The organism is Streptomyces sp. NPDC006174 (genome assembly GCF_040614075.1).
In the GTDB taxonomy this organism is placed as follows: domain Bacteria; phylum Actinomycetota; class Actinomycetes; order Streptomycetales; family Streptomycetaceae; genus Streptomyces.
Map to the genome: position 1 here is coordinate 185,392 of NZ_JBEXTJ010000013.1, position 26,116 is coordinate 211,507.

Annotated in this window: 25 protein-coding genes, 1 tRNA gene and 1 riboswitch; of the genes, 12 read left to right on the top strand and 14 right to left on the bottom strand. The window is 70.3% G+C overall.

Annotation, left to right across the window (positions count from 1 at the left end; genetic code table 11):
• Positions 1-277 precede the first annotated feature (277 nt).
• On the bottom strand, positions 278-2,398 hold the full coding sequence (locus tag ABZ267_RS27200; protein ID WP_356751548.1) for a discoidin domain-containing protein: 2,121 nt from the start codon (positions 2,396-2,398) through the stop codon (positions 278-280).
• Positions 2,399-3,189: 791 nt separating this feature from the next.
• Between ABZ267_RS27200 and ABZ267_RS27205 the strand changes: the two genes are divergently transcribed.
• The 3 genes from ABZ267_RS27205 (at position 3,190) to ABZ267_RS27215 (ending at position 5,721) form a co-directional block, all read left to right on the top strand.
• Complete coding sequence (locus tag ABZ267_RS27205; protein ID WP_356751517.1) at positions 3,190-4,356, top strand: alanine--tRNA ligase-related protein; 1,167 nt, start codon at positions 3,190-3,192, stop codon at positions 4,354-4,356.
• 130 nt (positions 4,357-4,486) lie between these two features.
• Positions 4,487-4,795 (top strand): hypothetical protein, encoded by a 309-nt coding sequence (locus tag ABZ267_RS27210; RefSeq protein WP_356751550.1) that lies wholly within the window; start codon positions 4,487-4,489, stop codon positions 4,793-4,795.
• 92 nt (positions 4,796-4,887) lie between these two features.
• On the top strand, positions 4,888-5,721 hold the full coding sequence (locus ABZ267_RS27215; protein WP_356751519.1) for a hypothetical protein: 834 nt from the start codon (positions 4,888-4,890) through the stop codon (positions 5,719-5,721).
• 180 nt (positions 5,722-5,901) lie between these two features.
• Here ABZ267_RS27215 and ABZ267_RS27220 read toward each other — a convergent pair whose 3' ends face one another.
• The gene (locus ABZ267_RS27220) at positions 5,902-7,404 is read right to left on the bottom strand and encodes a DUF445 domain-containing protein (RefSeq protein WP_356751521.1); all 1,503 of its coding nucleotides are present in this window, start codon (positions 7,402-7,404) and stop codon (positions 5,902-5,904) included.
• Between the two features lie 97 nt (positions 7,405-7,501).
• On the opposite strand from ABZ267_RS27220, the gene ABZ267_RS27225 reads away from it, so the two are divergent.
• The gene (locus tag ABZ267_RS27225; RefSeq protein WP_356751522.1) at positions 7,502-8,746 is read left to right on the top strand and encodes an SGNH/GDSL hydrolase family protein; all 1,245 of its coding nucleotides are present in this window, start codon (positions 7,502-7,504) and stop codon (positions 8,744-8,746) included.
• A 21-nt stretch (positions 8,747-8,767) separates the two neighbouring features.
• Here the strand turns inward: ABZ267_RS27225 and ABZ267_RS27230 are convergent, their stop codons facing one another.
• The 4 genes from ABZ267_RS27230 to ABZ267_RS27245 all read right to left on the bottom strand — a co-directional run bounded on the left by ABZ267_RS27230 (position 8,768) and on the right by ABZ267_RS27245 (position 12,310).
• The gene (locus tag ABZ267_RS27230) at positions 8,768-9,484 is read right to left on the bottom strand and encodes a DUF1707 domain-containing protein (protein ID WP_356751551.1); all 717 of its coding nucleotides are present in this window, start codon (positions 9,482-9,484) and stop codon (positions 8,768-8,770) included.
• 117 nt (positions 9,485-9,601) lie between these two features.
• On the bottom strand, positions 9,602-10,621 hold the full coding sequence (locus tag ABZ267_RS27235) for an ATP-binding cassette domain-containing protein (protein WP_356751524.1): 1,020 nt from the start codon (positions 10,619-10,621) through the stop codon (positions 9,602-9,604).
• 17 nt (positions 10,622-10,638) lie between these two features.
• Positions 10,639-11,517, bottom strand: coding sequence for an ABC transporter permease (locus tag ABZ267_RS27240; RefSeq protein ID WP_356751526.1), 879 nt, complete (start codon positions 11,515-11,517; stop codon positions 10,639-10,641).
• A complete protein-coding gene (locus ABZ267_RS27245) occupies positions 11,510-12,310 on the bottom strand; it encodes an ABC-2 family transporter protein (protein ID WP_356751528.1) in 801 nt (266 codons plus the stop codon). Before ABZ267_RS27245 ends, ABZ267_RS27240 begins: the two co-directional genes overlap by 8 nt.
• A 217-nt stretch (positions 12,311-12,527) precedes the next feature.
• On the opposite strand from ABZ267_RS27245, the gene ABZ267_RS27250 reads away from it, so the two are divergent.
• Positions 12,528-14,930: a transglycosylase domain-containing protein gene (locus tag ABZ267_RS27250; RefSeq protein ID WP_356751530.1), complete on the top strand. Its 2,403-nt coding sequence runs from the start codon at positions 12,528-12,530 to the stop codon at positions 14,928-14,930.
• Between the two features lie 59 nt (positions 14,931-14,989).
• Here ABZ267_RS27250 and ABZ267_RS27255 read toward each other — a convergent pair whose 3' ends face one another.
• The 3 genes from ABZ267_RS27255 to ABZ267_RS27265 all read right to left on the bottom strand — a co-directional run bounded on the left by ABZ267_RS27255 (position 14,990) and on the right by ABZ267_RS27265 (position 16,223).
• Positions 14,990-15,310 carry a multidrug efflux SMR transporter gene (locus ABZ267_RS27255; RefSeq protein ID WP_018512395.1) on the bottom strand — a complete coding sequence of 107 codons (321 nt, stop codon included), beginning with the start codon at positions 15,308-15,310 and terminating at the stop codon, positions 14,990-14,992.
• Positions 15,311-15,352: 42 nt separating this feature from the next.
• Positions 15,353-15,411: riboswitch (guanidine-III (ykkC-III) riboswitch) on the bottom strand.
• 55 nt (positions 15,412-15,466) lie between these two features.
• Positions 15,467-15,835 (bottom strand): co-chaperone GroES, encoded by a 369-nt coding sequence (locus ABZ267_RS27260; RefSeq protein WP_356754121.1) that lies wholly within the window; start codon positions 15,833-15,835, stop codon positions 15,467-15,469.
• Positions 15,836-15,908: 73 nt separating this feature from the next.
• Complete coding sequence (locus tag ABZ267_RS27265; RefSeq protein WP_356754120.1) at positions 15,909-16,223, bottom strand: DUF3618 domain-containing protein; 315 nt, start codon at positions 16,221-16,223, stop codon at positions 15,909-15,911.
• A 143-nt stretch (positions 16,224-16,366) separates the two neighbouring features.
• Between ABZ267_RS27265 and bcp the strand changes: the two genes are divergently transcribed.
• The 4 genes from bcp to ABZ267_RS27285 all read left to right on the top strand — a co-directional run bounded on the left by bcp (position 16,367) and on the right by ABZ267_RS27285 (position 19,043).
• Positions 16,367-16,834, top strand: coding sequence for a thioredoxin-dependent thiol peroxidase (gene bcp, locus ABZ267_RS27270; protein ID WP_356754118.1), 468 nt, complete (start codon positions 16,367-16,369; stop codon positions 16,832-16,834).
• 223 nt (positions 16,835-17,057) lie between these two features.
• Positions 17,058-18,554 (top strand): glycine betaine/L-proline transporter ProP, encoded by a 1,497-nt coding sequence (gene proP, locus ABZ267_RS27275; RefSeq protein WP_356754116.1) that lies wholly within the window; start codon positions 17,058-17,060, stop codon positions 18,552-18,554.
• A gap of 114 nt (positions 18,555-18,668) precedes the next feature.
• Entirely contained in the window at positions 18,669-18,917 is a 249-nt protein-coding gene (locus tag ABZ267_RS27280; protein ID WP_356754115.1) for a hypothetical protein, read from the top strand.
• Between the two features lie 42 nt (positions 18,918-18,959).
• Positions 18,960-19,043, top strand: a tRNA-Leu gene (locus ABZ267_RS27285).
• Between the two features lie 62 nt (positions 19,044-19,105).
• Here ABZ267_RS27285 and rdgB read toward each other — a convergent pair.
• The 4 genes from rdgB to ABZ267_RS27305 all read right to left on the bottom strand — a co-directional run bounded on the left by rdgB (position 19,106) and on the right by ABZ267_RS27305 (position 21,394).
• On the bottom strand, positions 19,106-19,708 hold the full coding sequence (gene rdgB / locus ABZ267_RS27290) for an RdgB/HAM1 family non-canonical purine NTP pyrophosphatase (RefSeq protein ID WP_356754113.1): 603 nt from the start codon (positions 19,706-19,708) through the stop codon (positions 19,106-19,108).
• Between the two features lie 33 nt (positions 19,709-19,741).
• Complete coding sequence (locus tag ABZ267_RS27295; protein ID WP_356754111.1) at positions 19,742-20,131, bottom strand: hypothetical protein; 390 nt, start codon at positions 20,129-20,131, stop codon at positions 19,742-19,744.
• Positions 20,132-20,253: 122 nt separating this feature from the next.
• On the bottom strand, positions 20,254-20,991 hold the full coding sequence (gene rph / locus ABZ267_RS27300; protein ID WP_356754109.1) for a ribonuclease PH: 738 nt from the start codon (positions 20,989-20,991) through the stop codon (positions 20,254-20,256).
• 169 nt (positions 20,992-21,160) lie between these two features.
• Entirely contained in the window at positions 21,161-21,394 is a 234-nt protein-coding gene (locus tag ABZ267_RS27305) for a PTS glucose/sucrose transporter subunit IIB (protein WP_103532506.1), read from the bottom strand.
• Between the two features lie 220 nt (positions 21,395-21,614).
• On the opposite strand from ABZ267_RS27305, the gene ABZ267_RS27310 reads away from it, so the two are divergent.
• Entirely contained in the window at positions 21,615-22,874 is a 1,260-nt protein-coding gene (locus ABZ267_RS27310; protein ID WP_356754107.1) for a PTS transporter subunit EIIC, read from the top strand.
• 260 nt (positions 22,875-23,134) lie between these two features.
• The gene (locus ABZ267_RS27315; RefSeq protein ID WP_356754105.1) at positions 23,135-24,400 is read left to right on the top strand and encodes a PTS transporter subunit EIIC; all 1,266 of its coding nucleotides are present in this window, start codon (positions 23,135-23,137) and stop codon (positions 24,398-24,400) included.
• A 73-nt stretch (positions 24,401-24,473) separates the two neighbouring features.
• Here ABZ267_RS27315 and ABZ267_RS27320 read toward each other — a convergent pair whose 3' ends face one another.
• Complete coding sequence (locus tag ABZ267_RS27320; protein WP_356754103.1) at positions 24,474-25,226, bottom strand: MBL fold metallo-hydrolase; 753 nt, start codon at positions 25,224-25,226, stop codon at positions 24,474-24,476.
• A gap of 248 nt (positions 25,227-25,474) precedes the next feature.
• Here ABZ267_RS27320 and ABZ267_RS27325 point away from each other — a divergent pair, with 248 nt between their 5' ends.
• Positions 25,475-25,990, top strand: a complete 516-nt coding sequence (locus ABZ267_RS27325; protein WP_356754101.1) for a type II toxin-antitoxin system PemK/MazF family toxin — start codon at positions 25,475-25,477, stop codon at positions 25,988-25,990.
• The last annotated feature ends 126 nt before the right edge of the window (positions 25,991-26,116 follow it).

Sequence of the window (26,116 nt, forward strand, 5' to 3'; positions counted from 1 at the left end):
GTGACGCGGACGGCCGCCGTCGGGGAGGACGGCGGCCGTCCGTGGAGAGCGCCGGGAGAGGTGAGCGGGAGCTGGCCCCGGGCCGGGGTCAGGCCCGGTCCGGGGAGTCGTTCCGGGCCGGCGGACAGCCGTCGGCCCGGGGATTCGGTCCGGGCCGACCGTCGACGTCGGCCCGGGGAGTCATCCGCCGTGGGTCAGAGGTTCACGGCGGAGGGCGGATCAGGGAACGAGGCCCAGGTCAGGTAACGAGGCTCGGGCCAGGAGAACGAGGCCCTGGTCAGGGAAACGAGACCACCATGGACGGCACCGTGGACGTGCCCGCCGGGACCGTGGAGGCTCCCGTGTTGTTGATGACGTGGTTGTAGTGGCCCATACCGCCGAGCGACACCACGAGCAGGCTGTGGAACTTCACGCCCGGCTTCACCGGGGCCTTGAAGCCGTGGTCCTGGCGGATGGTGGGATCGACGTTGTAGTTGCAGTAACTGCCCATCCCCCAGCCCTCGTGGACGTTGACCGAGTCGTCCACCCGGTAGGCCGCGAAGCCCTTCGTGTCGCCGTTCTGGATGGCGGCCTGGTTGGGCGCGTCGTACGCCTTCTCGTTCTGGTAGAAGATCGTGCGGCCGCGCTCGCCGTACCACTCGACGTCGTACTTGTTGAAGTGCTCCACGAAGAGGCCGGTGGCGAGCACGTCGTCGCCGTAGACCCGGACGCCGTAGTCGGCCCGGTTGGTCTCCCAGCCGACGCCCTCGCCGTGGTCGGCGCGCCAGACCCAGGTGTGGTCGATGATCACGTCGTCGCTGTTGACGACGATGCTGGTGGTCGCCTTGCCCGCGCCGGCGCCGCCGATGCGGACGTAGACGTCCTGGATGGAGGTGGGGTTGGCGGAGTGGTCGGCCGAGGAGTTCTGCGGGCCGAGCTCCAGCAGGGTCGGCGAGTTGACCGTACCGGCGTCGATGAGGAATCCGGCCAGCTTGACGCCGTCGACGTCGGCGACCTTCATCGCGGTGACGCCGTTGTCCGGAATGATCGTCGCGAGACCGAGGCCGAGGACGACCGTGTCCGCGCGGTTGACGTTGATGGTCTGGTCGACGTGGTAAATACCGGGCGTGAAGAGGAGGTTGAGGCCCTGGGCCAGCGCCTGGTTGATCGTGGCCGCGGTGGCGCCGGGCTTGACGACGTAGAACTGGTTGAGGTCGATCGACGTGCCCTGCGGAGTGCCGTTCCAGGAGACGCCGCGCGCGTTGGTGCGCTTGGCCGGGACGAAGACCTTGTACGTGTTGCCGTCGAGGTACAGGAACGGCTTCTCGCGCGAGATCGGCGTGGTCTGGAGCGTGGTGTAGCGGGGCTCGGGGAACGAGGTGGCGGGTGCGCCTTCGACGCCTGAGAAGGTCTGGTTCCAGACCGAGTTGGACCAGCCGCCGATCGAGCTCTCGCGGGTGTACCACTGCTGCTGCGAGTAGTTGCCGACCTGGCCGTCGATCTTGGAGTCGGCGATGTAGCCGCCGCTGGCCCAACCGTAGCCGTTCGGAGCCAGGTTGAGGCCGCCCTTGACGTGCATACGGCGGAAGGAGGCGGCCTGCGAGACGGCCCAGCGGTTGGTGCCGCTGACCGGGTTGACCGCCAGGTTCTCGGCCGAACGCCAGAAGTTCTGCGTGGCGTTGCCGTTGAACCAGCCGGCGTCGACGGTCACGTCACCGTTGATGGTGGTGTCGTCGGGCTTGAGGCCGAGGCCGGAGATCGAGGTGTAGAAGCCGATCTCGGCGTTGAGGTTGTTGTAGGTGCCGGGCTTGAAGAGGAACTGGTGCCGCCCGTTGCCGAAGTGCGAGGCCTCCTGCTGGTCGAACACCTCGTCCAGCTTGGCCTGGATGTTGGGCGTGGAGGGGTCGAAGACGTGCACGTTGGGACCGAGGTCGCCGCCGCCGGGCAGCTGCGGTCCGCCGGTGCCGCCGGACTCGCCGTAGACCTTGAACTCCCAGAGCGAGAAGCCGTATCCGGTGCCGCGAGCGGTGCCGTACACGCGGACGTAGCGGGCGTCGCCGCTGATGTTCAGGGTGTCCGTGCCGCCGTCGCCGGTGGTGGTCTGGTAGGCGGTGGACCAGGTGGAGCCGTTGCTCGACAGCTCGATCCGGTAGCCCTTGCCGTAGGCCGTCTCCCAGTCCAGGACCACCTGGCTGAGCTTCGTGGTCGCGCCGAGGTCGACGCGGATCCACTGCGGGTCGGAAGCGGCGCTGGACCAACGGGTGTTGGCGTTGCCGTCGACGGCCGCGGTGGCCGGAGTGCCGTAGTTCTCCTCGCTGGACGCGGTGACCGGCTTGCCCTGCGAGAGCAGTACGGGTGCGGCCTCGGCCTTCGTGGCGGGGACGAAGGCGAGAAGAGTGGCGGCCAGAGCGGTGACCATCGCGGCAACTACACCACGGGTGACCGGTCTTGGGGTGCGGCGGCCGGTTCCGGTGCCGGATGGCACCGGGGCGGCGGGGGATATGCCGACTGCGGGCATGCGGGGGCTCCTCAAGATGAAACCGATGCGGGAGAGCGCTCTCCCGGAACCTTGCCCGCCGCGACGGTCGCGGTCAAGAATCCTGACGTCACTTTCCTTTCGCCTTGTATTAAGTGGGGGCTGCCGCGCGGGAGTCGGCGGCGTCCGAGAAGGGGTGAGGCCTCCGATACGCGGACTTCACGGGTACGCCGGATGGGGCCACCGCCATCGCCCTGGTCCCGCCGCTGCCGCTCGCCGTGACGGTGGCCCTATCCATGGGCCTGGTCACGGGCGTCTGCGGAACCTTGGGCAACGCCCTCGTCCAGACCGCGGCGAACCCCACGCACCTGGGGCGGGTCACCTCGGTCGTAATGCCCACGGCGGTGGGGCCGGCACCGTTGAGCCATCCGGCGTGACGGCGGAGATCGGCGCGTGGGGACCGAGCCCGCGCCGTGGCCAAGGCACCGGCCGTAAATGCGCGTGCCGGAACGGACCCGGTCGCGTTACCGTCGTACGTATGAACGTCATCGGCCCACGTACCACCGCGACCGCGCGAGCGACCAGCTCGCCGGTTGCCGCCGTCTGACCTTCTTCTCTCCCCCGGCGACCGGAAACGGTCCGTCGGTGGTGCCGTGGCCCTTCGAGCCCGGCCGGGTGACCGCACGGTCCCGTTCTCCGGTGCCTCCACCCGCAGCCTGCGAAGGAGCCACCTCATGCGTACCGAACAGCTGGCCCGCACGTTCGTCGAGTACTACGAGGAACGCGGCCACCACCGGATCACCGGATCGACACTCCTGCCACCGCCCGGCGACCCCGTGCTCTTCACCACCTCCGGCATGCATCCGCTCACGCCGTACCTGGAGGGCCGACCCCATCCGCTCGGCCGGCGGCTCGTCAACGTACAGCGCTGTCTGCGGACCACCGATCTGGACGAGGTCGGAGACGCCACGCACCTCACCGTCTTCGAGATGCTCGGCACCTGGTCGCTGGGCGACTACGGAGGGCCGCTCAGTCTGGAGTGGGGGTACGGGCTGCTCACCGAGGGGTTCGGGGTCGATCCCGGGCTGTTGTACGCCACCGTCTTCGGCGGCGACGAGCGGACCGGGCCGGACACCGCCTCCGCCGAGCTGTGGCAGCGCCTCGGCGTTCCCGTCGAGCTCACCGTGGAGGACAACTGGTGGTCGAACGGGCCGGTCGGGCCGTGCGGACCCGACTCCGAGTTCTTCCTGTGGAGCGGTGACGGCCCGCCCCGCTCGACGCCCACCCGTGACGACCGCTGGGTCGAGATCTGGAACCACGTGACGATGACCCACCGCCGGCTCGGGGACGGGTCCCTCGTCCCTCTGCCGCAGCGCAATGTCGACACCGGACTCGGCCTGGAGCGGCTGGCCTCGCTGCTCCAGGGCAAGCCGTCCGTCTTCGACGGCGACGTCTTCGACCCCTGGCGCCGCCTCCTGCCGGGCCTGTGGCACCTGGACGAGCCGTCGCCGCGCCTGGTCTGCGACCACCTGCGGTCGGCCGTCGTGATCCTCGGCGACGGCGTACGTCCCGCCAACACCGGACGCGGTTACGTGCTGCGCCGCCTGGTACGCCGGGTCCTCACCGTGCTCCGGCGCGAGGACTCCTCGTACAGGCTCGGTGACCTGCCGGAGGAGCTGGTCCGGCACACGCTGGACCACTTCCGGCAGGACATGCGTCCTGGTGACGTGCTCCGGATGCTGCGCGAGGAGGAGGACCGGTTCCGGCGGCTCCTGGAACGCGGCCGGCACGTGCTCGCCCGGCCCCGGTTCCGGGGTCCGCTGACCGAGGAGGACTTCCACCACCTCCACGACACCCACGGGCTGCCGCGCGAGCTGATCACGAGCCTGCGGGAGGAGTGAGCGAGATCGTCCCCGTATGACGGCTCCTCCTCCTCATGCCGCTGTTCGACCTGCCTCGCCGGCGCGGCCCGACCAGAGGCTAGCCTCGGTGAGGACACCGAACACGGACACGGAAGCGATGGTGGCGGCGATGGCGAAGGTTCCGGCAGCGGCGGTGGCGGCGAGCGGGCTCGTCGGAGGGTACGGCGTCGCGCGGTGGACCGGGAAGCGTCCGCTCGGCGGGGTCGCGCTCGCCGCCGCCGGGTCGCTCGCCGCGTACGAGTGGAACCGGCAGGCCGGACCGCGTGCGGCCACCGCGCTGACCGTCGCGTACGTCGCCGCCTTCGCCGGGTCGCACCCGCTCGCCAAGAAGGTCGGCGCCTGGCCCGCCGTCTTCGCCGTCGCCGGTGGCGTGGCCGCCGCCTCCTGGGCCGTCACGCGGAGCGGGCCGAACCGGTAGGCCGCAAAGCCCTCCGCGGAGGGAAGCCGGTGTCATCCTGGATGGGCAGGCGGTGGTGCCGTCCGCCGCCGGGTGGGAACGGGGGATGACACGTGATCGGTTTTCTGGCGGAGTTACCGGCCTTCACCGCCTTCGCGGTGGTCTGGGGCAGCGCTTTCGGCCTGTTCATGACCTGTTCGCTGCTCCGCCTCGGCTACGGGCTCCAGCGTGACCGGGTCATCATGCGACGCTTCCTCGGCGCCGGTGCGGACGCGCCCGTCCTCGCCGCGTACCACCTCCAAGGAGAGGCGGCGGCCACGCGGACCGGAATGCTGGTGCTGGCCCGTCGGCACGGGCATTCCAGCGAGCGGGAGCGCCGAGCGCGGTCGCGGCCCGAACCTCTGCTCGCGGCGCTCCGGACGCCGGTCCGTGAAGCCGCGGAGGCCGGAGAGGCGCACTCGGTCCGGCGCGTCCGGGCGTCGGGTGGATACGTCGCCTTCCGCTCCGAGCTGCGCGAGGCCGCCGAGCACCGCCTGCCACGGCAGCGGACGCGGTATGTGCTCGACCGCGTGGCCGCGTGGGCGGCCGTGTGCGGTCTCGTCGCCGTCCTCGTGTACGGGATCGCGTTCTACATCCAGCGGCCCGACGCCTCCGGTTCCTGGTTCATGATCGCCTTGGCCGCGCACGCGCCGGCGGGCATCTGGATCGGGATGACCGACGGCCAGGGTGGCCGGTTCGCGGTTCCGCAGTGGCCCGAGTTCGACGCGCTGTGCCGGCGCCTCGTCGACGAGGAGGAGGCCCGCGCACCCCTTCCGTTCCGGATCGAGATGGTCGAGGCCGAGCATCCCGCGAAGCCCGCGGCCTCCGGCTGGGCCGGTGACGGCGGTGTCGGCGCGAGCAGTTCGTGCGGCGGAGGCTGCGGTGGCGGGTGCGGCGGCGGGGTGTGAGGCGCCGAGGTGACCAAGGCCCCGGGCCGGCCGCCGCCCGCTCCCCCGGAAGAGTCCGCGCCTCGTTGAACACCCGACGCCCCGACTCCGTACTACCGGGCAACTCCCCCGTGCAAGCCGGGTGCGTACCCGTACGACAGGACGGGTACGCACCCGGAAAACCGACGCCGGGAGCCGGGATCAGCCGCCCAGCGCCCGCGACACCGTATGGATCGCCAGGCCCGCCAGCGCGCCGACCACCGTGCCGTTGATGCGGATGAACTGCAGGTCGCGGCCGATGTGCGCCTCGATCTTCTTGGACGTCTGGTCCGCGTCCCAGCTCGCCACGGTCTCGCTGATCAGCGAGGTGATCTCGGCCCGGTACCGCGTGACCACGTACACCGCCGCGTCCTCCAGCCAGCCGTCGACCTTGCGCTGCAGCCGCTCGTCACCCGCCAGCTTGGCGCCCAGCGACATCAGCGACGCGCGGGCCCGCAGCCGGAGTTCGCTGCGCTCGTCCTCGGCCGCCGCGAGGATCATCGTACGGACGGAGGACCATGCCGACGCGATGACGTCCTGCACCTCGCTCCGGCCCAGGATCTCCGACTTCAGCCGCTCCACCCGGGCCCGGGTGTCGGCGTCGGCCTGGAGGTCGGCCGCGAAGTCGGTGAGGAAGGTGTCGATGGAGGCGCGCGCCGGGTGGCCCGGCATGTCCCGCATCTCCGTGACGAACCGCAGCAGCTCCTTGTAGACCCGCTCGCCGACCCGCTTGTCCACGAAGCGCGGCGTCCACCCCGGCGCTCCGCCCTGCACCGCGTCCATCACCGAGTCGCCGTGCTCCACCAGCCAGTCGTGCGCCCGTACGCAGACCAGGTCGACGACCTTGCGGTGGCCGCCGTCCTCCACCACCCGCTCCAGCATCTTGCCGAGACCGGGACCGACCTCCACGGCGTTGGCCCGCCGGGTGATGGCCTCGCCGACCACCGCCTGGACGTCGGAGTCCCGCAGCACCGTCAGCGCGCCGCGCAGCGCGGTCGCCAACTCGGCGGTGACCCGGTCGGCATTGGCCGGCTCCGCGAGCCACGCACCGACCTTCCGGCCGACGCCCAGAGCGTGAATCCGGTCACGAATCACGTCTCCGGAGAGAAAGTTCTCGCCGACGAAGGAACCGAGGGACTGTCCCAGCTGATCCTTCTTGGTGGGGATGATGGCGGTGTGGGGGATGGGCAGGCCGAGCGGGCGCCGGAACAGCGCCGTGACGGCGAACCAGTCCGCCAGAGCGCCCACCATCCCCGCCTCGGCAGCCGCCGCGACGTAGCCCGGCCAGCCCTTCACGCCTGAGTGTTCCGCCCAGGTGGCCAGGACGTAGACCAGCGCGACGAGCAGAAGGAGGCCGGTCGCCGTGAGCTTCATCCGCCGCACGCCGCGCTGTTTCTCCTCGTCGGCGGCGGTGTACGCGAACGAGGCCAGCGGACCGGGACCGGGGGCGGCGCCCTTCCCGCTGCCGGAGCCACCGCCCGCCGTCCCCGGGCCCAGCTCCTTGCGGGCATCGCTCCGCGTTCCGGACGCCGGTCCCCCGGAGTCCGGCTCCTGCCCTGACTGCTGCACCGCGTCCTGCTCTCCGGAACCGGTCGGTCCCATGCGCTCCACCCGTCCCACCCGTTCCAGCCGTCCGCATACGCCTCGCCTCCGCGACGTACGCATTGTCCCTACTTCCCCTACTCCCGGGGCGCATGTCGAGTTCCCCGCGGCCTGCCGCATCATGGGACCAGGACGATCATCACAAGGAGAAACACCGCACATGCCCAGGCGCCCGGGGTACGCCCTGCTCATCGCCCTACTGGCGGGCACCGCCGCACTCGCCGTCGCCGCCGTCCTCGGCACGACGCTCTTCACCGGCCCCCTGGTCGCCCCGCTCCTCCCGGCCGAGACGCACGCGGCGGCCCGCAACCCCGTCGCGCCCGCCGACGCCGGCGGGAACTGGGTCGCCACCTGGACCACCGCACCCGTCGGCGCGGAGCCGGGCACCGCGAGCGGGTTTCCCGGCAGCACCATCCGTAACGTCGTGCACACCAGCGTCGGCGGAGACGCCGCCCGGATCACGCTCTCCAACCTCTTCGGGACCGTCCCGCTCCTCGTCGACCAGGCCACCGTCAACACCCGGCCGGTGACCTTCGGCGGCGCCACCGGCGTCACCGTCGCGGCGGGCGCGCAGGTCGTCAGCGACCCGGTCACCGTGCCGGTCGCGCCCGACTCCGACCTCCGGGTCGACTTCCGCACCCCGCGCGCCGGCGGCCCGGTCACCTACCACCCGAACACCCACCAGACGTCCTTCCTGGCCGACGGCCGCACCACCTGGTCCACCACCGAGTGGCGCTACCTCACCGCCGTGGACGTCCGCAACGAGGCCGTGCCCGGTACCGTCGTCGTCATCGGCGATTCGCTGACCGCGGGCAGCGGCTCCACCACGGACACCAACAGCCGCTGGCCGGACGTCCTCGCGGACCGGCTCGGCGGCCGGTACGGAGTCGCGAACGCGGGCATAGCGGGCAACCGGCTCCTCACCGAGGGCTCCGCGGGCCAGGCCGGGACCGTGCGGTTCGAGCGGGACGTGCTCTCGGTCGCCGGGGCGCGCACCGTGATCGTGGCCCTCGGCATCAACGACGTGCAGCAGGCGCCGCAGGAGCCGGACGCCGGACGCATCGTGGCCGGCCTGCGCACTCTGGCCGAGCAGGCGCGGGCCCGCGGGCTGACGGCCGTCGGCGCGACCCTGACCCCGTTCCAGGGCTTCCCCACCTGGACGCCCGAGCGCAACGCCGTACGGCTCGCGGTCAACGAGCAGATCCGGTCGGGCTCCGTCTTCGACGCGTACGCCGACTTCGACGAGGCCGTACGCGACCCCGCCGCGCCGAACCGGGTCCGCGCCGCGTACGACTCCGGCGACCACCTGCACTTCAACGACGCCGGGTTCCGGGCGCTCGGCGAGCGGGTGGACCTGGCGTCGCTGGACCCGGTCCGCACCACGCCGGACTCCGACCGGCTGTGAGGTGACGGGGAGCCGGGCCCCTCAGCCCAGCTCCTTCCGGCCGCCGCCGCCCGCTCCGCCGTCCGGGCCCTCCAGCCGCTGCCGGTCGCGGACCGCCCGCTCCGCCTCCGCGGCCTCCTTCAGGCGGCGGCGCTCCGCCTTCGTGCGCTTGCGCTCCACGCCGACGCCGCCCATCAGGGCCAGGCCGGTGATCGTGACACGCGGAGCCTGCGGCACGGTCTCGCCGTCCTCGTTCGGGCCCTCGCCGAAGCCGCCCATGATGCCGACGCCCCGGACGTCCACCTTCAGCTCGGGCGGGGCCGTCACATGGATGCCGCCCATGATCGCGAAGCAGCGGATCACCACCTCACGGTCCTCGAAGTCCGCCTCGCGCAGGTCGATCTCACCGCCGCCCCACAGCGCGAACGCGGTGAACTTCCGGCCGACCGTCCAGCGGCCCCGCCGGTTGAACCCGCCCCAGAGCGCGAACCCGCCCTTGGAGGTCGCCGGGCCACCGATCCGGGCCGGCCAGTCGGCCGCCGGGCCGCGCACCGGCGCGGGCGCGGAGGAGCCGACCGGGGCCACCGCCGTGCCGGCTGCCGGGAGGTCGCTGACGAGCGGCTCCAACTCCCCGTGCGTACGGGCCCGGTAGGCCGTGTCGAGGCGCTGCTCGAACTCGTCCATGTCCAGCCGGCCCTCGGCCACGGCCTCTCTCAGCAACTCGGCGATCCGCTCACGTTCAGCATCGGAAGCACGCATCTCCGGACGTTCACTTGTCATATCGCGCACCTTATTGAACGGACCCGTTCCCGGCACAGACCCGCAGGCACGCAGGCCTACGCGCCGGCTCCCGGCGGACGGCCTGCGGCTTACGGCCTACGGCGCCGCCTCGTACATCCTCGCGATCACGGCCTCGATGTCCGGCTCCCGTACCGACAGGTCCATCAGCGGGTACTCCGCCGCGATCCGCGCCACCAGCGGAGCGGCCGACGCGGAGGCGGGAAAGGCGAGCCACTGGCGCGGGCCCTCCACCTTGACCGCTCGCAGCACCGGCTCCGGCCCGTCCGACTCCAGTGAGATCGGCGGGAGTTCGCGCTCCAGGTCCACCACCAGCATCCGCTCGCTCTCGCCGGCCTCATGGAGACCGGCGAGCGAACCGTCGTACATCAGCCGGCCGTGGTCGATCACCATCACCCGCCGGCACAGCTGCTCGATGTCGGTCAGGTCGTGCGTCGTCAGCAGGACCGTGGTCCCGCGTTCCTCGTTCAACTCCTTGAGGAACTGGCGCACTTTGGCCTTCGAGATCACGTCGAGGCCGATCGTCGGCTCGTCCAGGTAGAGCACCTCCGGATCGTGCAGCAGAGCCGCCGCGATGTCGCCGCGCATCCGCTGGCCGAGCGAGAGCTGGCGTACCGGAACCTCCAACAGCGACTCCAGGTTGAGGAGTTCGACGCAGCGGTCCAGGTTCTCGCGGTAACGGCGGTCCGGGATGCGGTACATGCGGTGCATCAGCCGGTACGAGTCGCGCAGCGGCAGGTCCCACCAGAGGGTCGTCCGCTGGCCGAAGACCACACCGATGCGGTGAGCGAGCCGCGTACGCTCCCGGGACGGATCGATGCCCGCCACGCGCAGGCTGCCGCCGCTCGGCGTGAGGATGCCGGTCAGCATCTTGATCGTGGTCGACTTGCCGGCGCCGTTCGGGCCGATGTAGCCGACCATCTCGCCGCGCGCCACCTGGAAGCTGATGCCGTCCACGGCCCGCACCTCATGCCGCTCCCGGCGCAGCAGACCGGCCTTCCGGCGGACCTGGAAGACCTTCTCGACACCGTCGAGGCTGATGAAGCCGTCACCGCCCGCGCCCGCGACCTGTTGTGTGAACCCGTCCACCGTCTCCAACTCCCTCTCCCTCTCCCTCAACTGCCCGTACTCCGGTACGTCCGCAGCGCCGCCCGCCACGCGAGCCCGGCCAGCGCACCGGACGCCACGGCCACCACCGGCGACAGGAACGCCACCCACCGCGGAAGGTCCAGCGGATAGTCCCGGCCCAGCACGTACAGCGTCGGCAGCCAGCTGACGAAGGCCAGCGGGACCACGAACGTCACGCCGCGCACCAGGTCCTTCGCGAAGATCGTCGGCGGATACTGGAGCAGCGTCGCTCCGCCGTACGTGAAGGCGCTCTGCACCTGCGAGGCGTCCTGCGCGACGAACTGGAACGCCGCTCCGGCCACGAAGACCGCACCGAACACCGCCGCACCACTGATCACCATCACCGGCAGCAGCGCCACCTTCAGCGGCGTCCACGCGATGTCCAGCGTGACCAGCGCGTACACCAGCACGGCGAGGCCCTGGGCGATCCGTCCGATCCGGCGCAGCGCGAACCGGTCCGCCGCCACCTGCGCCAGCACCGGGACCGGCCGTACGAGCAGCGTGTCGAGCGTGCCGTCCCGGACCCGGCGGCCCAGCCGCTCCATCGAGCCGAGCAGCAGGTCGCACAGGCCGAACGCCGTCGCCGACACTCCGTACAGCAGCGCGATCTCCGGCAGCGTGTAGCCGCCGAGCGCGTCGACGTGCGTGAACATCAGCACGATCGTGAGGAAGTCGAACGCCGTCACCGCGAGGTTCCCGAACGTCGTCATGACGAACGAGGCCCGGTACGCCATCGTGGAGCGCACCCACATCGCCACGATCAGCCCGTACGCGCGCAGCCCCTCCAGCAGCCTGGGCCGCTCCTCGTACACGAAACCGGCCGGCTCCCGGCTCTCCTCCGGCCGCACCGCCACCGTCTCAGCCACCCTGCACCACCACCCTCCTCGTCGCCACGCTCTGGAGCAGCCGCCCGGCCAGCAGCAGCGCCACCGCCCAGCCCGCCTGGAACGCGTACGCCTCCACCAGCCGCCACCCCGTGTACTTGCCGAGGAACACATCGGCCGGGATCTGGAGCAGCGAGGACCACGGCAGCACCCGGGCCACCTCGCCGAGCAGGCCCGGGAAGAGCGGCAGCGGCAGCAGCATCCCGGAGAAGAACAGCCCCAGCAGCCAGGCCATCTGCGTCGCGCCGGCGCCGTCCAGCAGCCAGAACGCCGACAGTGCGACCAGGTAGCGCACGGCGAAGCTCACGACGATGCCCAGCAGCACCGAGAGCAGGAACGCCGGCCAGATCCACGCCGAGCCGGGGAGCGCGATATCGAAGGCGAGCGCCCCCGCGAGCATCGGCACCACCCCGCGCCCCATCAACTGGAACGCCGCCCGGCCCAGGTCGCCGGCCAGCCACCACAGCTGGAGGTCGGCCGGACGGTACAGGTCCACCGCGATGTCGCCGGTGCGGATCCGCTCCATCAGCTCGTCCTCGAAGCCACCGCCCATCATGGCGCAGGCCGCCAGGAGACCCTGTCCGATCCAGACGTACGCCAGCGCCTGGGACATGTCGTACCCGCCGAGCTGCGGTCTCGCGTCCCACAAGGCGATGTACGTGTACGCCAGGATGAAGCCGAAGACGGTGTTGGTGAACACCCCCGCGGCCGTCGCCGTGCGGTACGTGGCATAGCGCCGGAACCCGCCCGCCGCCACCACTGCGTACAGCCGCACGCCGTCCCCTCTCCCCCGCACTCGCCGCCACCGGAAGACCCGCTCCCGGCTCCGGACACCAAAGCGCACGACCTTAGTCCACGGACGGAGCCACCGCGACGGCTTTTCGAGCGGCGCGGAGGCGGAAGAACGGAGGAGATCGGAGGATGATACGAGGGTTTCACGGCGAAACGGGCACTATGGGATCACCGACCGCACCCGAGGAGCCCGCACCGACATGAGCGACGAGCACCAGACCTGGGCCCCTCGGGACCCCTCAGCCGCCTCCGCGAGCCCCGGGGCCGACGAGAGCGCACCAGGGAGCGCATCCGGGAACGGGAAGAAGAAAGGGCGCACGAAACGCCCCGAGCGGACCGGCTGGCGCCGCCTCGTCCCGACCTGGCGGATGGTCCTCGGGAGCGCGCTGGTGGCCGGACTCCTGCTCGTCGGCGGGTTCTTCGCCGGATACCAGCTCGTCGACATCCCGGCCGCCAACGCCGACGCCGACGCGCAGTCCAACGTCTACTTCTACAGGGACGGCACCGTCCTGGCCCGCGACGGCGAGGTGAACCGGGAGAAGATCAAGCTCTCCCAGGTGCCCACCAACGTCCAGCAGGCCGTACTCGCCGCCGAGGACCGCGACTTCTACAGCCAGCCCGCCGTCGACGTACGCGCCATGTTCCGGGCCGGCTGGAACACCGTGACCGGCAAGGGCAAGCAAGGCGGCTCCACCATCACGCAGCAGTACGTCAAGAACTACTACCTCGGCCAGGAACGGACCGTCGTCCGCAAGGCCAAGGAGTTCTTCATCGCCATCAAGCTCAACCGCGAGCAGAGCAAGGACCAGATCTTCGAGGGCTACCTCAACACCAGCTACTTCGGCCGCAACGCCTACGGCATCCAGGCCGCCGCGCAGGCGTACTACGGCAAGAACGTCGAGGACCTCACCACCGCCGAAGGCGCGTACCTCGCCTCCCTGCTGAACGCCCCCAGCCAGTACGACGTCGTCGCCCACCCCGGCAACAAGGCCGCCGCGCTGAGCCGCTGGGACTACGTCATGGACGGCATGGTCAAGGAAGGCTGGCTCGACTCCGGCGAACGGTCCACGACCGAGTTCCCGGTCCCCGGCGAGGCCAAGCCCTCCACCGGCCTCTCCGGCCAGCGCGGCTACCTGGTGCAGGCCGTCGAGGAGTACCTCACCGGCAACGGCGTCATCGACGCGGAAACCCTCGCCACCGGCGGCCACCGCATCACCACCACGCTCGACAAGAAGAAGCAGGACGCCTTCGTCGCGGCGGTCAAGGACAACGTGATGAAGAAGCGCAGCGGCGACCGCGAGCCCGACAAGAACGTGCGCGTCGGCGGCGCCTCCATCGTCCCGGAGACCGGCGAGGTCGTCGCGATGTACGGCGGCATCGACTACACGCAGCAGTACGTCAACAACGCCACCCGCCGCGACTACCAGGTCGGCTCCACCTTCAAGCCGTTCGTCTTCACCGCAGCCGTCGCGGGCGGCTCCACCACCCAGGACGGCCGGCGCATCACCCCGGAGACGTACTACGACGGCACCAACAAGCGGACCGTCCAGGGCCCGCAGGGCTCCACCGGTTACGACCCCGCCAACGAGGACGACGTCGACTACGGGCAGATCACCGTCCGCACCGCCACCGACAAGTCCGTCAACGCCGTCTACGCGCAGATGGCCCAGGACGTCGGCCCGGAGAAGGTCCGCGACACCGCCGTCGCGCTCGGCATCCCGAAGACCACACCCGACCTCACCGCCTCCCCGTCCATCGCGCTCGGCCCGGCCACCGCCAGCGTCCTGGACCTCACCGAGGCGTACGCGACGCTCGCCAACCACGGCCGGCACGGCCCGTACACGCTCGTCGACAAGATCACCAAGGACGGCACCGAGATCGAGCTGCCCGACCGCACGACCGAACAGGCCATCACCCGCGAGGCCGCCGACACCACCACCGCACTCCTGCGCTCCGTCGTCGAAGGCGGCACCGGCTCCGCCGCCCAGGCCGCGGGCCGCCCGGCCGTCGGCAAGACGGGCACCGCCGAGGAGGACAAGGCCGCCTGGTTCGCCGGCTACACGCCCGACCTCGCGACCGTCGTCGCCGTGATGGGCCAGAACCCCGAATCCGGCGTCCAGACCCCGCTGTACGGAGCCCTCGGCCTGGACCGCGTCAACGGTGGCGGCGCACCCGCCGAGACCTGGGCCGCCTACACGGAAGCGGCCCTGCGCTCCTCCCCGGCCCAGGAGTTCGACCTCCGTACGGCTCCGGGCTCCGACGAACCGCAGGAGCCCGGCGAGGACGGAACCGACAGCGTCACCGACCCGGCCACCCCGGACGGCTCCCCCACCCCCAGCCCTCCCGCCGACCCCACCACCTCATCGGCCCCCACCGCTCCCGCCTCGTCCACACCGCCGGACAACGGCGAAAGCACCGCGACCACGGGCGCGAGCGGCGGCACGACAGGAGAGACGGACGGCGGCGGAGCGACCGGCGGTGACGGCGACGGCGGAACCGGCACCGAGGGCGGCACCGACGGAGACAACGGCGACGACGGTACGGGAGCCCTCGGCGGCGGCCTCATCGAAGGAGTCCGCGGCGGCCGCGAACAGGGTGAGTGAGCGCGGCGGCCGCGAGCAGGGTGAGTGAGCGCGGCGGCCGCGAACAGGGCGCGTGACTCCTAGTGGCCGGAGGTCGCCTTCAGGCCGACCACCGCGACCAGCAGCAGACAGACGAAGAAGATCCGGGCGGCGGTCACCGGCTCGTTCAGCACGACCATGCCGAGGATCGCCGCACCGGCCGCGCCGATGCCGACCCACACGCCGTACGCCGTACCGATCGGCAGCGTCTTCGCGGCATGCGACAGCAGCACCATGCTCGCCACGATCCCGAGGCCGGTGAACACGCTCGGCCAGAGCCGGGTGAACCCCTCGGTGTACTTCATCCCGATCGACCAGCCCACTTCGAGCAGACCGGCGACGATCAACAGAACCCAGGCCATGAGAACCTCCGACGACAACGCGCTGGCGCGCGAACGAACACGGATGCGTCGTCTTTGCCTGCCCGGTACGGCGCGTCTCGTCGGGGTGGTTCCACCGTAGCAAGAAATGGCGGGAGGGCCTGGTGACCATGGTCACCAGGCCCTCCGCCGTTGGTCCTACAGATACAGCCCGGTCGAGTCCACCGACCCCTCGAACCGGTCCGCCGCCACCGCGTGCAGGTCGCGCTCGCGCATCAGCACGTACGCCACGCCCCGCACCTCGACCTCGGCACGGTCCTCGGGGTCGTACAGCACCCGGTCACCTGGCTCCACCGTCCGCACGTTCTGGCCGACCGCGACGACCACGGCCCAGGCGAGCCGCCGGCCCACCGCGGCCGTCGCCGGGATCAGGATGCCGCCGCCGGAACGCCGCTCGCCCTCGGCGGTGTCGTTCCGCACCAGGACGCGGTCGTGCAGCATGCGGATGGGCAGCTTGTCATCGTCGCCCGGGCTGCCGTGGATCTTGCCGTGGGTGTTGTCGCTCACGCTCGCAACCTACCGCCACCGCTCCGGCGCGCACGCCTGAGGGGCCCGTACGCCGCCGCGGGAGACGGCTCCCTCACGCGCGGCGCTTGGAGACCGTGATCAGTCCCACCACGCCCACCACCAGCAGCGCGGCGGGAATCACCCGCTCCAGCCGCGGCGAACCGTCCACCGCGACGAACTGCGCCTTCACCTGTGACACCGAGCGATTCACCGCGACGAACGCGCGGCCCGCCGTCCGGTCCACGGTCTGGGCCGCCTTGGCCTTCGCATCGCCGATGATCGTCTTCGGGTGTACCCGCACACCGATCTCGTCGAGCACCACAGCGAGCTGCTCGCGCCTGCTGATGATGTCCGCCTCGATCTGCGCAGGGGTCCTGGCATCCGACACTGCGCCGCCTCCGTGGTCGTGTCTCCGGTGAACCTTCTTGTGAACCTTCGTCGACAGTCTGTCAGCTCGAACCCCCGCGCACCCGGCGGCACCCCTATTACGCTCGGTCCCGTCCGACCCGTGCACCACCCGAGGAGAACCACATGAGCGAGCGACTCAACCCCGGCGACCCCGCTCCCGCCTTCACCCTTCCCGACGCCGACGGCAACGAGGTCTCGCTCGCGGACCACAAGGGCCGCAAGGTCATCGTCTACTTCTACCCGGCTGCTCTTACCCCCGGCTGCACCAAGCAGGCGTGCGACTTCACGGACAACCTCGACCTCCTGGCGGGCGCCGGATACGACGTCATCGGCGTCTCCCCGGACAAGCCGGAGAAGCTCGCCAAGTTCCGCGAGCAGGAGAACCTCAAGGTCACGCTGGTCGGCGACCCGTCCAAGGAGACCCTGGAGGCGTACGGCGCCTTCGGCGAGAAGAAGCTGTACGGCAAGGTGGTGACGGGCGTCATCCGCTCCACCGTCGTCGTGGACGAGGACGGCAAGGTCGAGCACGCCTTCTACAACGTCAAGGCGACCGGCCACGTGGCCAAGATCATCAGGGACCTGGGCATCTGACCCGTCCTCTCCCAGCTCGGCCTCGCCCCGGATGGGCCATCCGGGGCGAGGTGATACGGATGGGCCATCCGTACGGCGGCGGACCACGTGCGGCCCCTCGTCTGCCCCGAAACGATGTCGAGATCATGTGACGGACATCGCATCGGACCGTGAAGTCGGTTTGCGACCGCCACGACCGCGCAGAAGCCTCTCCTGGAACACCCTGCGAGGAAAGGACCCGGCCATGGCGGCCCCCGACCCCCACCAGGCGGCCGACCCCTCAGCGGTCAAACGCCACCCCGCGCTCTTCCGGGCCGCCCGGAAGCGCAGGAACCCGCGGCTGCGCCGGACGGACATCACCGTCACGGACGACGCCGCGGTGAAGCGCGCGGTGAAAGCGGCGTCGCTGGGCAACGCCATGGAGTGGTTCGACTTCGGGATCTACTCCTACCTGGCCGTCACCATCGGACAGGTGTTCTTCCCGTCCGGGAACGACACCACGCAGCTCCTCTCCTCCTTCGCCACCTTCGCGGTGGCCTTCCTCGTCCGTCCGCTCGGCGGCATGTTCTTCGGCCCGATGGGTGACAAGGTCGGCCGCAAGAAGGTCCTCGCGCTGACGATGATCCTGATGGCGGTCGGCACGTTCGCGATCGGCCTGATCCCGTCGCACGACACGATCGGCGTCTGGGCCGCGGTCCTGCTGATTTTCTTCCGGATGCTCCAGGGCTTCTCGACGGGCGGTGAGTACGGCGGCGCGTCCACGTTCATCGCCGAGTACGCCCCCGACAAGCGGCGCGGCTTCTTCGGCAGCTTCCTCGAGTTCGGGACCCTGGCCGGCTACGTCGGCGCGGCGGGCCTCGTGACGGCCCTGTACGCCCTGCTGAACGACGCGCAGATGGAGGCCTGGGGGTGGAGGATCCCGTTCCTCGTCGCGGGCCCGCTGGGCCTCGTCGGCCTCTACCTGCGACTGAAGCTGGACGAGACCCCGGCCTTCCAGAAGCTGGAGGGCGGCACGGCGCACGCGACCGAGGCGGCGGACGGCGTGGAGGCCACGGCGAAGGGCGACCTCGCCAAGATCTTCCGGCAGTACTGGCCGACGCTGATCCTCTGCATCTGCCTGGTGGGCGCGTACAACATCACCGACTACATGCTGCTGTCGTACATGCCGACGTACCTCTCCGACGAGCTCGGCTACAGCGAGACGCACGGGCTGCTGATCCTGCTCGCGGTGATGCTCTTCCTGATGACGATCATCAGCCAGGTCGGCAAGCTCTCCGACCGCTTCGGCCGCAAACCGCTGCTGATGGCGGGCATGCTGGGCTTCCTCTTCCTCTCCCTGCCCGCGTTCCTCCTGATCCGCATCGACGGCATCCTCCCGATCACGGTCGGCATGCTGATGCTGGGCCTCTCCCTGGTCTGCATGCTCGGCACGATGTCGGCGGCCCTCCCGGCCCTGTTCCCGACCCACGTCCGCTACGGCTCACTGTCGGTCGGCTACAACCTCTCCGCCTCGATCTTCGGCGGTACGACCCCGCTGGTGATCACGGCGCTGATCAGCTGGACGGGCTCGAACCTGATGCCGGCGTACTACGCGATGGCGGCGGCCTTGATCGGCGTGATCGCGGTGGCCTGCATGAAGGAGACGGCCCAGCAGCCGCTGATCGGCTCGCCACCGTCGGTGGAGACGGACGAGGAAGCGGCGGAACTGGTCCAGGCGCAGGCGCCCGAGCCGAAGTTCTGAGACCTTTCCTCTGAGGTGCTCCCTCCGGATTCCGGACGTAACCATCCGATAAACGGTTCGTCACTCCGTACGAGGCTGCGAACGTGCGGCCGGAATCGGAGGGGGGACAGGCGCATGGGGAACAGCCCGTACACGCGGGAGCGGCTGGCGGAGGCCATATCCGCATCGTCGAACTGGACCGACCTGATGCGCCGACTCGGGCTGCCGGAGAACGGCGGCAGACGACGCACGCTCCAGCGGAAGGCAGCGGAGTTCGGGCTGGACAACCGGGCGGAGAACCTGCGCTATCTGTGCCCCAACTGTCACGCGCTGACCGAAACGTGGTGCCGCAAAGGACGCCGTACGAAGTCGATCACCACATAACCCAAAGGGCTTACACCTTCTCCCTTGTAGACTGCCGGTGACGCGCGAGTGCTGGAATTGGTGAGACAGGCTGGCCTTAGAAGCCAGTGTCCTAGTGGCGTGAGGGTTCGAGTCCCTCCTCGCGCACCCCGTCGAAGGCCCGGCCCGCATGAGATGCGGGCCGGGCCTTCCATGTTGGCGGGGACGCCCTACCCCACCAACTCCCGCACCACCGGCACCAGCGCCCGGAACGCCTTGCCGCGGTGGCTGATCGCGTTCTTCTCCGCCGGAGTCAGTTCCGCGCAGGTACGGGTCTCGCCTTCCGGCTGGAGGATCGGGTCGTAGCCGAAGCCTCCTGTACCGGACGGGGTGTGGCGCAGGGTGCCGTTCAGGCGGCCCTCGACCACGCGTTCGGTGCCGTCGGGCAGGGCCAGTGCGGCGGCGCAGGCGAAGTACGCGCCGCGGTGGGCGTCGGCGATGTCGCCGAGTTGGGCCAGGAGCAGGTCGAGGTTGGCCTTGTCGTCGCCATGGGTGCCGGACCAGCGGGCGGAGAAGATGCCGGGGGCGCCGCCGAGGACGTCGACGCAGAGGCCCGAGTCGTCGGCGATCGCCGGGTGGCCGGTGGCCTGGGCGAGGGCGTGGGCCTTGAGGAGCGCGTTCTCGGCGAAGGTGACGCCGGTCTCCTTGACGTCGGGGATGTCCGGGTACGCGTCCGCGCCGACGAGGTCGAGGGCGAGTCCCGCGTCGGCGAGGATGGCGTGCAGTTCGGTGATTTTCCCGGCGTTGCGGGTGGCGAGGATCAGGCGCGTCATGCGCCCATTGTCTCCTCCCGCGGCGGGCGGATCCTACGGCGTGCAGACCTTGCCGATCTCCGTGGCCGCGTTCGTCACCGGCGTGATGTCAGGAGTGGCGTCGCCGCTCTCGATGGACTCGCGCACGTTGGTGACGCCCGCCTGGAGGTCGTCGACCGCCTTGGAGAGGTCGGCGTTGTCCGTGGTGTCGTCCAGGTTCTTGAGCTCGCGGTCGATGTCGTCCAGGGCCTCCGAGGCCTGCGTGATGTCCTCGGAGGCGCTGGAGACGGCCTGCTGGAGGTTGCCGACACTGGTGGCGATGGCGTCGGCGGTGCGGACGCAGTCGAGGGCCTTGTCGAGGCCGGCGCAGCCGACGGCCGTGGTCAGCGTCAGCAAGGTGGCGGCGGTGGCGAGTGCGAGGCGTTGGTGGCGGCGCGAAGCCATGGTGCGGTCCCTCCCCGGGATGGTTACGCGGACGGGCGCACGGTTCGACCCGTGCGCCCGTGCTCGTAACGACGCTCTGTGGTGCGTATGTGGTTGCTTCTTTACCCGGGGAGGGTGAGTCGCTACGCGTTCTGCGTGGTTGCGAGTGCGTCACGCTGGAGTGCGGCGAGGTCGACGCAGCCCGCGGTGGCGAGGTCGAGGAGTGCGCCGAGCTCCTTGCGGTCGAACGGCGTACCTTCGGCGGTGCCCTGGACCTCGACGAAGCGGCCGTCGCCGGTGCAGACGACGTTCATGTCGGTCTCGGCGCGGACGTCCTCCTCGTAGCAGAGGTCGAGGAGCGGCGTGCCGTCGACGATGCCGACGCTGATGGCGGCGACGGTGTCGGTGAGCGGCTTGCGGCCGGCCTTGACGATCTTCTTGCCCTGCGCCCAGGCGACGGCGTCGGCGAGGGCGACGTACGCGCCGGTGATGGCGGCCGTACGGGTGCCGCCGTCGGCCTGGAGGACGTCGCAGTCCAGGACGATGGTGTTCTCGCCGAGCGCCTTGTAGTCGATGACGGCGCGGAGCGAACGGCCGATCAGGCGGCTGATCTCGTGGGTGCGGCCGCCGATCTTGCCGCGTACGGCTTCGCGGTCGCCGCGGGTGTTGGTGGAGCGGGGCAGCATGGAGTACTCGGCGGTGACCCAGCCTTCGCCGCTGCCCTTGCGCCAGCGCGGGACGCCTTCGGTGACGGAGGCGGTGCAGAAGACTTTGGTGTCGCCGAAGGAGATGAGGACTGAGCCCTCGGCGTGCTTGCTCCAGCCGCGTTCGATGGTGACGGGGCGGAGCTGTTCGGGGGTGCGGCCGTCGATGCGAGACATGGGGCCGACTTTATCGGGTGGCGGGCGTGGCTCCGTTCGGGTGCGGTGGGCCGGGAGCGGAGCCTGGGAGCGTACGTACGGCGCGGGCCCGGCGCCCTGGTACGCCGCAGGCCCCGGCACCTGGTGAGGTGCGGGGGCCTGCGGTGCGCGGCGGCGGGTTGTCAGCCGGTCACATCATGTCTTCAATGTCGGCGGCGATGGGGTCCGCGTCGGTGCCGATGACGACCTGGATCGCGGTGCCCATCTTGACGACGCCGTGGGCGCCGGCGGCCTTGAGGGCGGCTTCGTCGACCTTGCTGGCGTCGTGGACCTCGGTACGGAGGCGGGTGATGCAGCCTTCGATCTCGTCGATGTTGTCGATGCCGCCGAGCCCGGCGACGATCTTCTCAGCCTTGGTGGCCATGCCTTCTCCCTGGTTTTCACGTGCGGACGGGCCGCCCGCTGCGGGTCCGTTTCGTCACGGTAACGCACGGTTGGCCCAACTTCACGGGCGGGTAACCGGACTATCACCAAAGATAACGATCACCGGCTCCTCGCCTTCAGGGCGGACCCGGACCGTGACGCAACTGGTCTACACCAGTTTCCGACGACCGCCAAACGAGGCCTGTTCCGGAAGGATGCCGATGAGTTCGAGCGCCGCTGCGGCACCGCAGCCAAAATGGTGGAACGGGCCGGTCCAGGGCTTGCAGAAGGTCGGCCGCTCCCTGCAGCTCCCGGTGGCCGTCCTCCCGGCGGCGGGCCTGCTCGTCAGCCTCGGGAACCTCTTCGACTCCTACCTCGACGGCGCCTTCTGGGACAAGACCTCCAAGGTGCTGCTCAACGGCGGCACCGCGATCCTCGACGGCCAGCTGGGCCTGCCGCTGCTCTTCTGCATCGGCGTGGCCATCGGCTTCGCGAAGAAGGCCGACGGCTCCACCGCGCTCGCGGCCGTCGTCGGCTTCCTGGTCTACCGGGGCGTCCTCACCGCGTTCCCGATGGACGGGACGGTGACGGACGAGCTGCCCGACGGCGAGCCGCAGAACCCGGGCGTCCTCGGCGGCATCCTGATCGGCCTGCTCACCGCAGTGATCTGGCAGCGTTACCACCGCACCAAGCTGGTGGACTGGCTCGGCTTCTTCAACGGCCGGCGCCTGGTGCCGATCATCATGGCGTTCCTCTGCGTGATCCTCGGCGTGCTGTTCGGGCTGCTGTGGCAGCCGGTGGGTGACGGGCTGACCTGGTTCTCCAAGCAGCTGATCGACCTCGGCTCATGGGGCGCGGCGATCTTCGGTTTCGCGAACCGGCTGCTGATCCCGATCGGTATGCACCAGTTCCTGAACACGTTCTTCTGGTTCCAGGCGGGTGAGTTCACCGGGGCGGACGGCCAGACCGTCCAGGGCGACATCTCGCGGTTCTTCGCCGAGGACCCGTCGGCCGGCCAGTTCACCTCGGGCTTCTTCCCGATCATGATGTTCGGCCTGCCGGCAGCGGCTCTGGCCATCACCCACTGCGCGCGGCCCGAGCGGCGCAAGGAGGTCGGTGGCCTGATGGTGTCGGTGGCACTGACCTCGTTCGTGACCGGCGTGACCGAGCCGCTGGAGTTCTCGTTCATGTTCGTCGCGCCGCTGCTGTACGGCGTGCACGCGGTGCTCACCGGCGCCTCGATGGGCATCACCTGGCTGCTCGGGGTGCATGCCGGGTTCAGCTTCTCGGCCGGGTTGATCGACTACGTCGTCAACTGGCATCTGGATACGAAACCGTGGCTGATCATCCCCATCGGCGCGTGCTTCGCGGTGATCTACTACATCATCTTCCGCTTCGCGATCACCAAGTTCGACCTCAAGACGCCGGGCCGTGAGCCGGAGGAGATCGAGAGGGAGATCGAGAAGGATCTGACGAAGTAGCAGGTCGGCGGGGTTTCACCCCGGTCACGCAAGGCCCTCGGACCGCCCGGTCCGGGGGCCTTGCGCATGTCACCGAACGTACCGGGTCTGCTACCGCGAATCAGCAGGGAATTGCAGGTTCCTTATCTAACCCTCACCGTGCTAAAACTGGTCTACACCACTGAGTGGTCCAGACCACGGCGCTCTGCCGCAGGGTCTGTCGAGTCGCCGCCTCCCCGCATCAACGACCTGGGCGGCACCGTGTCCCATGGAGGAAGTTGATGACCACGGCTGAGACCGCACCCGCGGCCGAGAAGAAGAAGGGCGCCGGCGCGATGGCCGTCATGCAGCGCATCGGCCGCAGCCTCATGCTGCCGGTCGCCGTGCTGCCGGCCGCCGCACTCCTGGTCCGCCTCGGCAACGGCGACATGCTGGGCCGCGAGTCGTTCCCGACCTTCATCACGAAGCTCGCCGGCTACATGGCCGCGGGCGGCGGCGCGATCCTCGACAACATGCCGCTGCTGTTCGCCGTCGGCATCGCCATCGGCTTCGCGAAGAAGTCGGACGGCTCGACCGCGCTGGCCGCCGTCACCGGCTACCTCGTCTTCCAGAAGGTGCTCGCCACCTTCACCGACAGCAACCTGCCGCAGGTCGCGAGCGTCGCCGACGGCAAGATCGTGATGAACGACGCGCCGGTCAACGCCGGTGTCCTCGGCGGTGTCGTGATGGGCATAGTCGTGGCCCTGCTGTACCAGAAGTTCTACCGGACGAAGCTGCCCGACTGGGCCGGCTTCTTCAGCGGCCGCCGCCTGGTCCCGATCCTCTCCGCCTTCGCGGGTCTGCTCATCGGTATCGTCTTCGGTCTGATCTGGCCCGTGCTCGGCGCCGGTCTGCACAACTTCGGTGAGTGGCTCGTCGGCTCCGGCGCGGTCGGCGCGGGCATCTTCGGTGTCGCCAACCGTGCGCTGATCCCGGTCGGCATGCACCACCTGCTGAACTCCTTCCCGTGGTTCCAGGCCGGCGAGTACAACGGCGCCCACGGTGACATCGCCCGCTTCCTGGCCGGTGACCCGAACGCCGGACAGTTCATGACCGGCTTCTTCCCGATCATGATGTTCGCCCTCCCGGCGGCCTGCCTGGCGATCGTCCACTGCGCCCGTCCGGAGCGTCGCAAGGTCGTCGGCGGCATGATGTTCTCGCTCGCGCTGACCTCGTTCGTCACCGGTGTGACCGAGCCGATCGAGTTCACGTTCATGTTCATCGCTCCGGTGCTGTACGCGATCCACGCGGTGCTCACCGGTGTGTCGATGGCCCTGACCTGGGCGCTCGGCATGAAGGACGGCTTCGGCTTCTCCGCCGGCCTGGTCGACTTCCTGCTGAACCTCGGCATCGCGTCGAAGCCGTGGCTGCTGGTCCTGGTCGGCCTCTGCTTCGCGGTGGTCTACTACGTGGTCTTCCGCTTCGCGATCACCAAGTTCAACCTCCCGACCCCGGGCCGGGAGTCGGACGAGGAGCTCGCCGAGCTGCAGAAGGCCGAGGCGAAGTAGCCCTCAGCCGCACCTCGTACACACGAGACCCCCGCCTCCGTACCGGACGGCGGGGGTCTCGTCGTACGCGTACTCAGATCTCGTACACCGCGCCCGGCACGGCCAGCTCCACCGGGCCCGGGTAGACCGCCTGCGCGTCGGCGAGGTTGCGGTTCTCGTCGGTCCACGGCGGGATGTGCGTGAGGACGAGACGGCGTACGCCGGCGCGCGCGGCGGCCTCGCCGGCCTCGCGGCCATTGAGGTGCAGGTCCGGGATGTCTTCCTTGCCGTCGACGAACGACGCCTCGCACAGGAACAGGTCCGCGTCCCGGGCCAGCTCCTCCAAGGCGTCGCAGGTGCCGGTGTCGCCGGAGTAGGCGAGGGTGGAACCGCCGTGCTCGATCCGGATGCCGAAGGTGTCGACCGGGTGGCGGAGCTTCTCCGTACGAACGGTGAAGGGGCCGATCTCGAAGGCGTCGGCCTTGAGCGTGTGGAAGTCGAAGACCTCGCTCATCGCCTGCTCGGACGGGGTGTCGGCGTGGGCGGCGGTCAGGCGCTGCTCGGTGCCCTCGGGTCCGTAGACCGGCAGAGGAACGGGGCGGGCGCCGTCGTGGCGGTAGTAGCGCACGACGAAGTACGCGCACATGTCGATGCAGTGATCGGCGTGCAGGTGGCTGAGGAAGATCGCGTCGAGGTCGTAGAGACCGACGTGGCGCTGCAGCTCGCCGAGGGCGCCGTTGCCCATGTCGAGGAGCAGCCGGAAGCCGTCGGCCTCTACGAGGTAGCTCGAGCATGCCGAACCCGGGGACGGGAACGAGCCGGAGCAGCCGACGACGGTGAGCTTCATGGAGCGTGAACCTCCGAGGCGTGGGAACGGGGAGGGTTCGTGCGGAAGGGTCGTGCAATTCCTGCCGGAACGTTTTGCGGTTTGTCGAGCGTAAGGCGCAAAACTCCGCGTCGCTCCTCTGCCGCCTGCCGTTGTGGGGGAACTCACCTGCTCTGTCACCGGTTCGATGGAAGCGCGCCCACGGTGGGCCCGGGCGCGGCGTCCGGGCGCGGGCGAGGTGCGCGCGGGCCCGCCGGTACGGTCGTGGGATGGACACGTTCTGGTGGGTGGCGCTGGTCGCCGTGGTTCTGCTGGCCCTCGTCGCCGCGGTGGTGGACGGGCGCGGGCGCTCGGACCGGGGGCCGCGGTCGCGGCGGCCGGAGGGGGCGGGCCGGCCTCCGTCGCGGCCTTCGCGGCCCTCGGGAAAGCCGTCGCGGCCGGCGGGACGCGGTGAGGGGCGTACGCCGCGGGCGGGCGAGGTGTGGTGGGCCGATGTGCCGTACGAGGACGGGCCCGGGTCCAAGGACCGGCCGTGCCTGGTGCTTTCGGTACGGGGACGGGGGCGGGGGCGCATGGTGCTCGTCGCCAAGATCACCAGTAAGCACCATGAGGAGCGGCCCGGGGTGATCGCGCTGCCTGCGGGGGCGGTGGGGGATCAGCGCGGGCGGCAGAGCTTTCTGGAGACGGATGAGCTGCGGGAGGTGCGGATCGGCGGGTTCCGGCGTCGGGTGGGGACCGTGGACGCGGAGGTGTGGGAGCGGGTGCGGGGGTTGGGGGCGGGGTGAGGGCGGGGCCGGGATTGGGGGGGGCGGCCCCCGGGCCCCGCGCGCACAGCCCCCCGCGGGGCGGGCCGTAGGACAGAGAGCGCGCCCCCGCGGGGGGGGGGGGGTACGACGAAACAAAGAAATACA

Coding starts and splice junctions, on each gene's coding strand:
- ABZ267_RS27325 (WP_356754101.1), top strand. CDS start 25,475: ATGGACACGTTCTGGTGGGTGGCGCTGGTCGCCGTGGTTCTGCTGGCC.
- ABZ267_RS27225 (WP_356751522.1), top strand. CDS start 7,502: ATGCCCAGGCGCCCGGGGTACGCCCTGCTCATCGCCCTACTGGCGGGC.
- ABZ267_RS27250 (WP_356751530.1), top strand. CDS start 12,528: ATGAGCGACGAGCACCAGACCTGGGCCCCTCGGGACCCCTCAGCCGCC.
- ABZ267_RS27295 (WP_356754111.1), bottom strand. CDS start 20,131: ATGGCTTCGCGCCGCCACCAACGCCTCGCACTCGCCACCGCCGCCACC.
- bcp (WP_356754118.1), top strand. CDS start 16,367: ATGAGCGAGCGACTCAACCCCGGCGACCCCGCTCCCGCCTTCACCCTT.
- ABZ267_RS27315 (WP_356754105.1), top strand. CDS start 23,135: ATGACCACGGCTGAGACCGCACCCGCGGCCGAGAAGAAGAAGGGCGCC.
- ABZ267_RS27200 (WP_356751548.1), bottom strand. CDS start 2,398: ATGGTCACCGCTCTGGCCGCCACTCTTCTCGCCTTCGTCCCCGCCACG.
- ABZ267_RS27255 (WP_018512395.1), bottom strand. CDS start 15,310: ATGGCCTGGGTTCTGTTGATCGTCGCCGGTCTGCTCGAAGTGGGCTGG.
- ABZ267_RS27280 (WP_356754115.1), top strand. CDS start 18,669: ATGGGGAACAGCCCGTACACGCGGGAGCGGCTGGCGGAGGCCATATCC.
- proP (WP_356754116.1), top strand. CDS start 17,058: ATGGCGGCCCCCGACCCCCACCAGGCGGCCGACCCCTCAGCGGTCAAA.
- ABZ267_RS27310 (WP_356754107.1), top strand. CDS start 21,615: ATGAGTTCGAGCGCCGCTGCGGCACCGCAGCCAAAATGGTGGAACGGG.
- ABZ267_RS27205 (WP_356751517.1), top strand. CDS start 3,190: ATGCGTACCGAACAGCTGGCCCGCACGTTCGTCGAGTACTACGAGGAA.
- ABZ267_RS27320 (WP_356754103.1), bottom strand. CDS start 25,226: ATGAAGCTCACCGTCGTCGGCTGCTCCGGCTCGTTCCCGTCCCCGGGT.
- ABZ267_RS27210 (WP_356751550.1), top strand. CDS start 4,487: ATGGCGAAGGTTCCGGCAGCGGCGGTGGCGGCGAGCGGGCTCGTCGGA.
- ABZ267_RS27230 (WP_356751551.1), bottom strand. CDS start 9,484: ATGCGTGCTTCCGATGCTGAACGTGAGCGGATCGCCGAGTTGCTGAGA.
- rph (WP_356754109.1), bottom strand. CDS start 20,991: ATGTCTCGCATCGACGGCCGCACCCCCGAACAGCTCCGCCCCGTCACC.
- ABZ267_RS27220 (WP_356751521.1), bottom strand. CDS start 7,404: ATGCGTACGTCGCGGAGGCGAGGCGTATGCGGACGGCTGGAACGGGTG.
- rdgB (WP_356754113.1), bottom strand. CDS start 19,708: ATGACGCGCCTGATCCTCGCCACCCGCAACGCCGGGAAAATCACCGAA.
- ABZ267_RS27305 (WP_103532506.1), bottom strand. CDS start 21,394: ATGGCCACCAAGGCTGAGAAGATCGTCGCCGGGCTCGGCGGCATCGAC.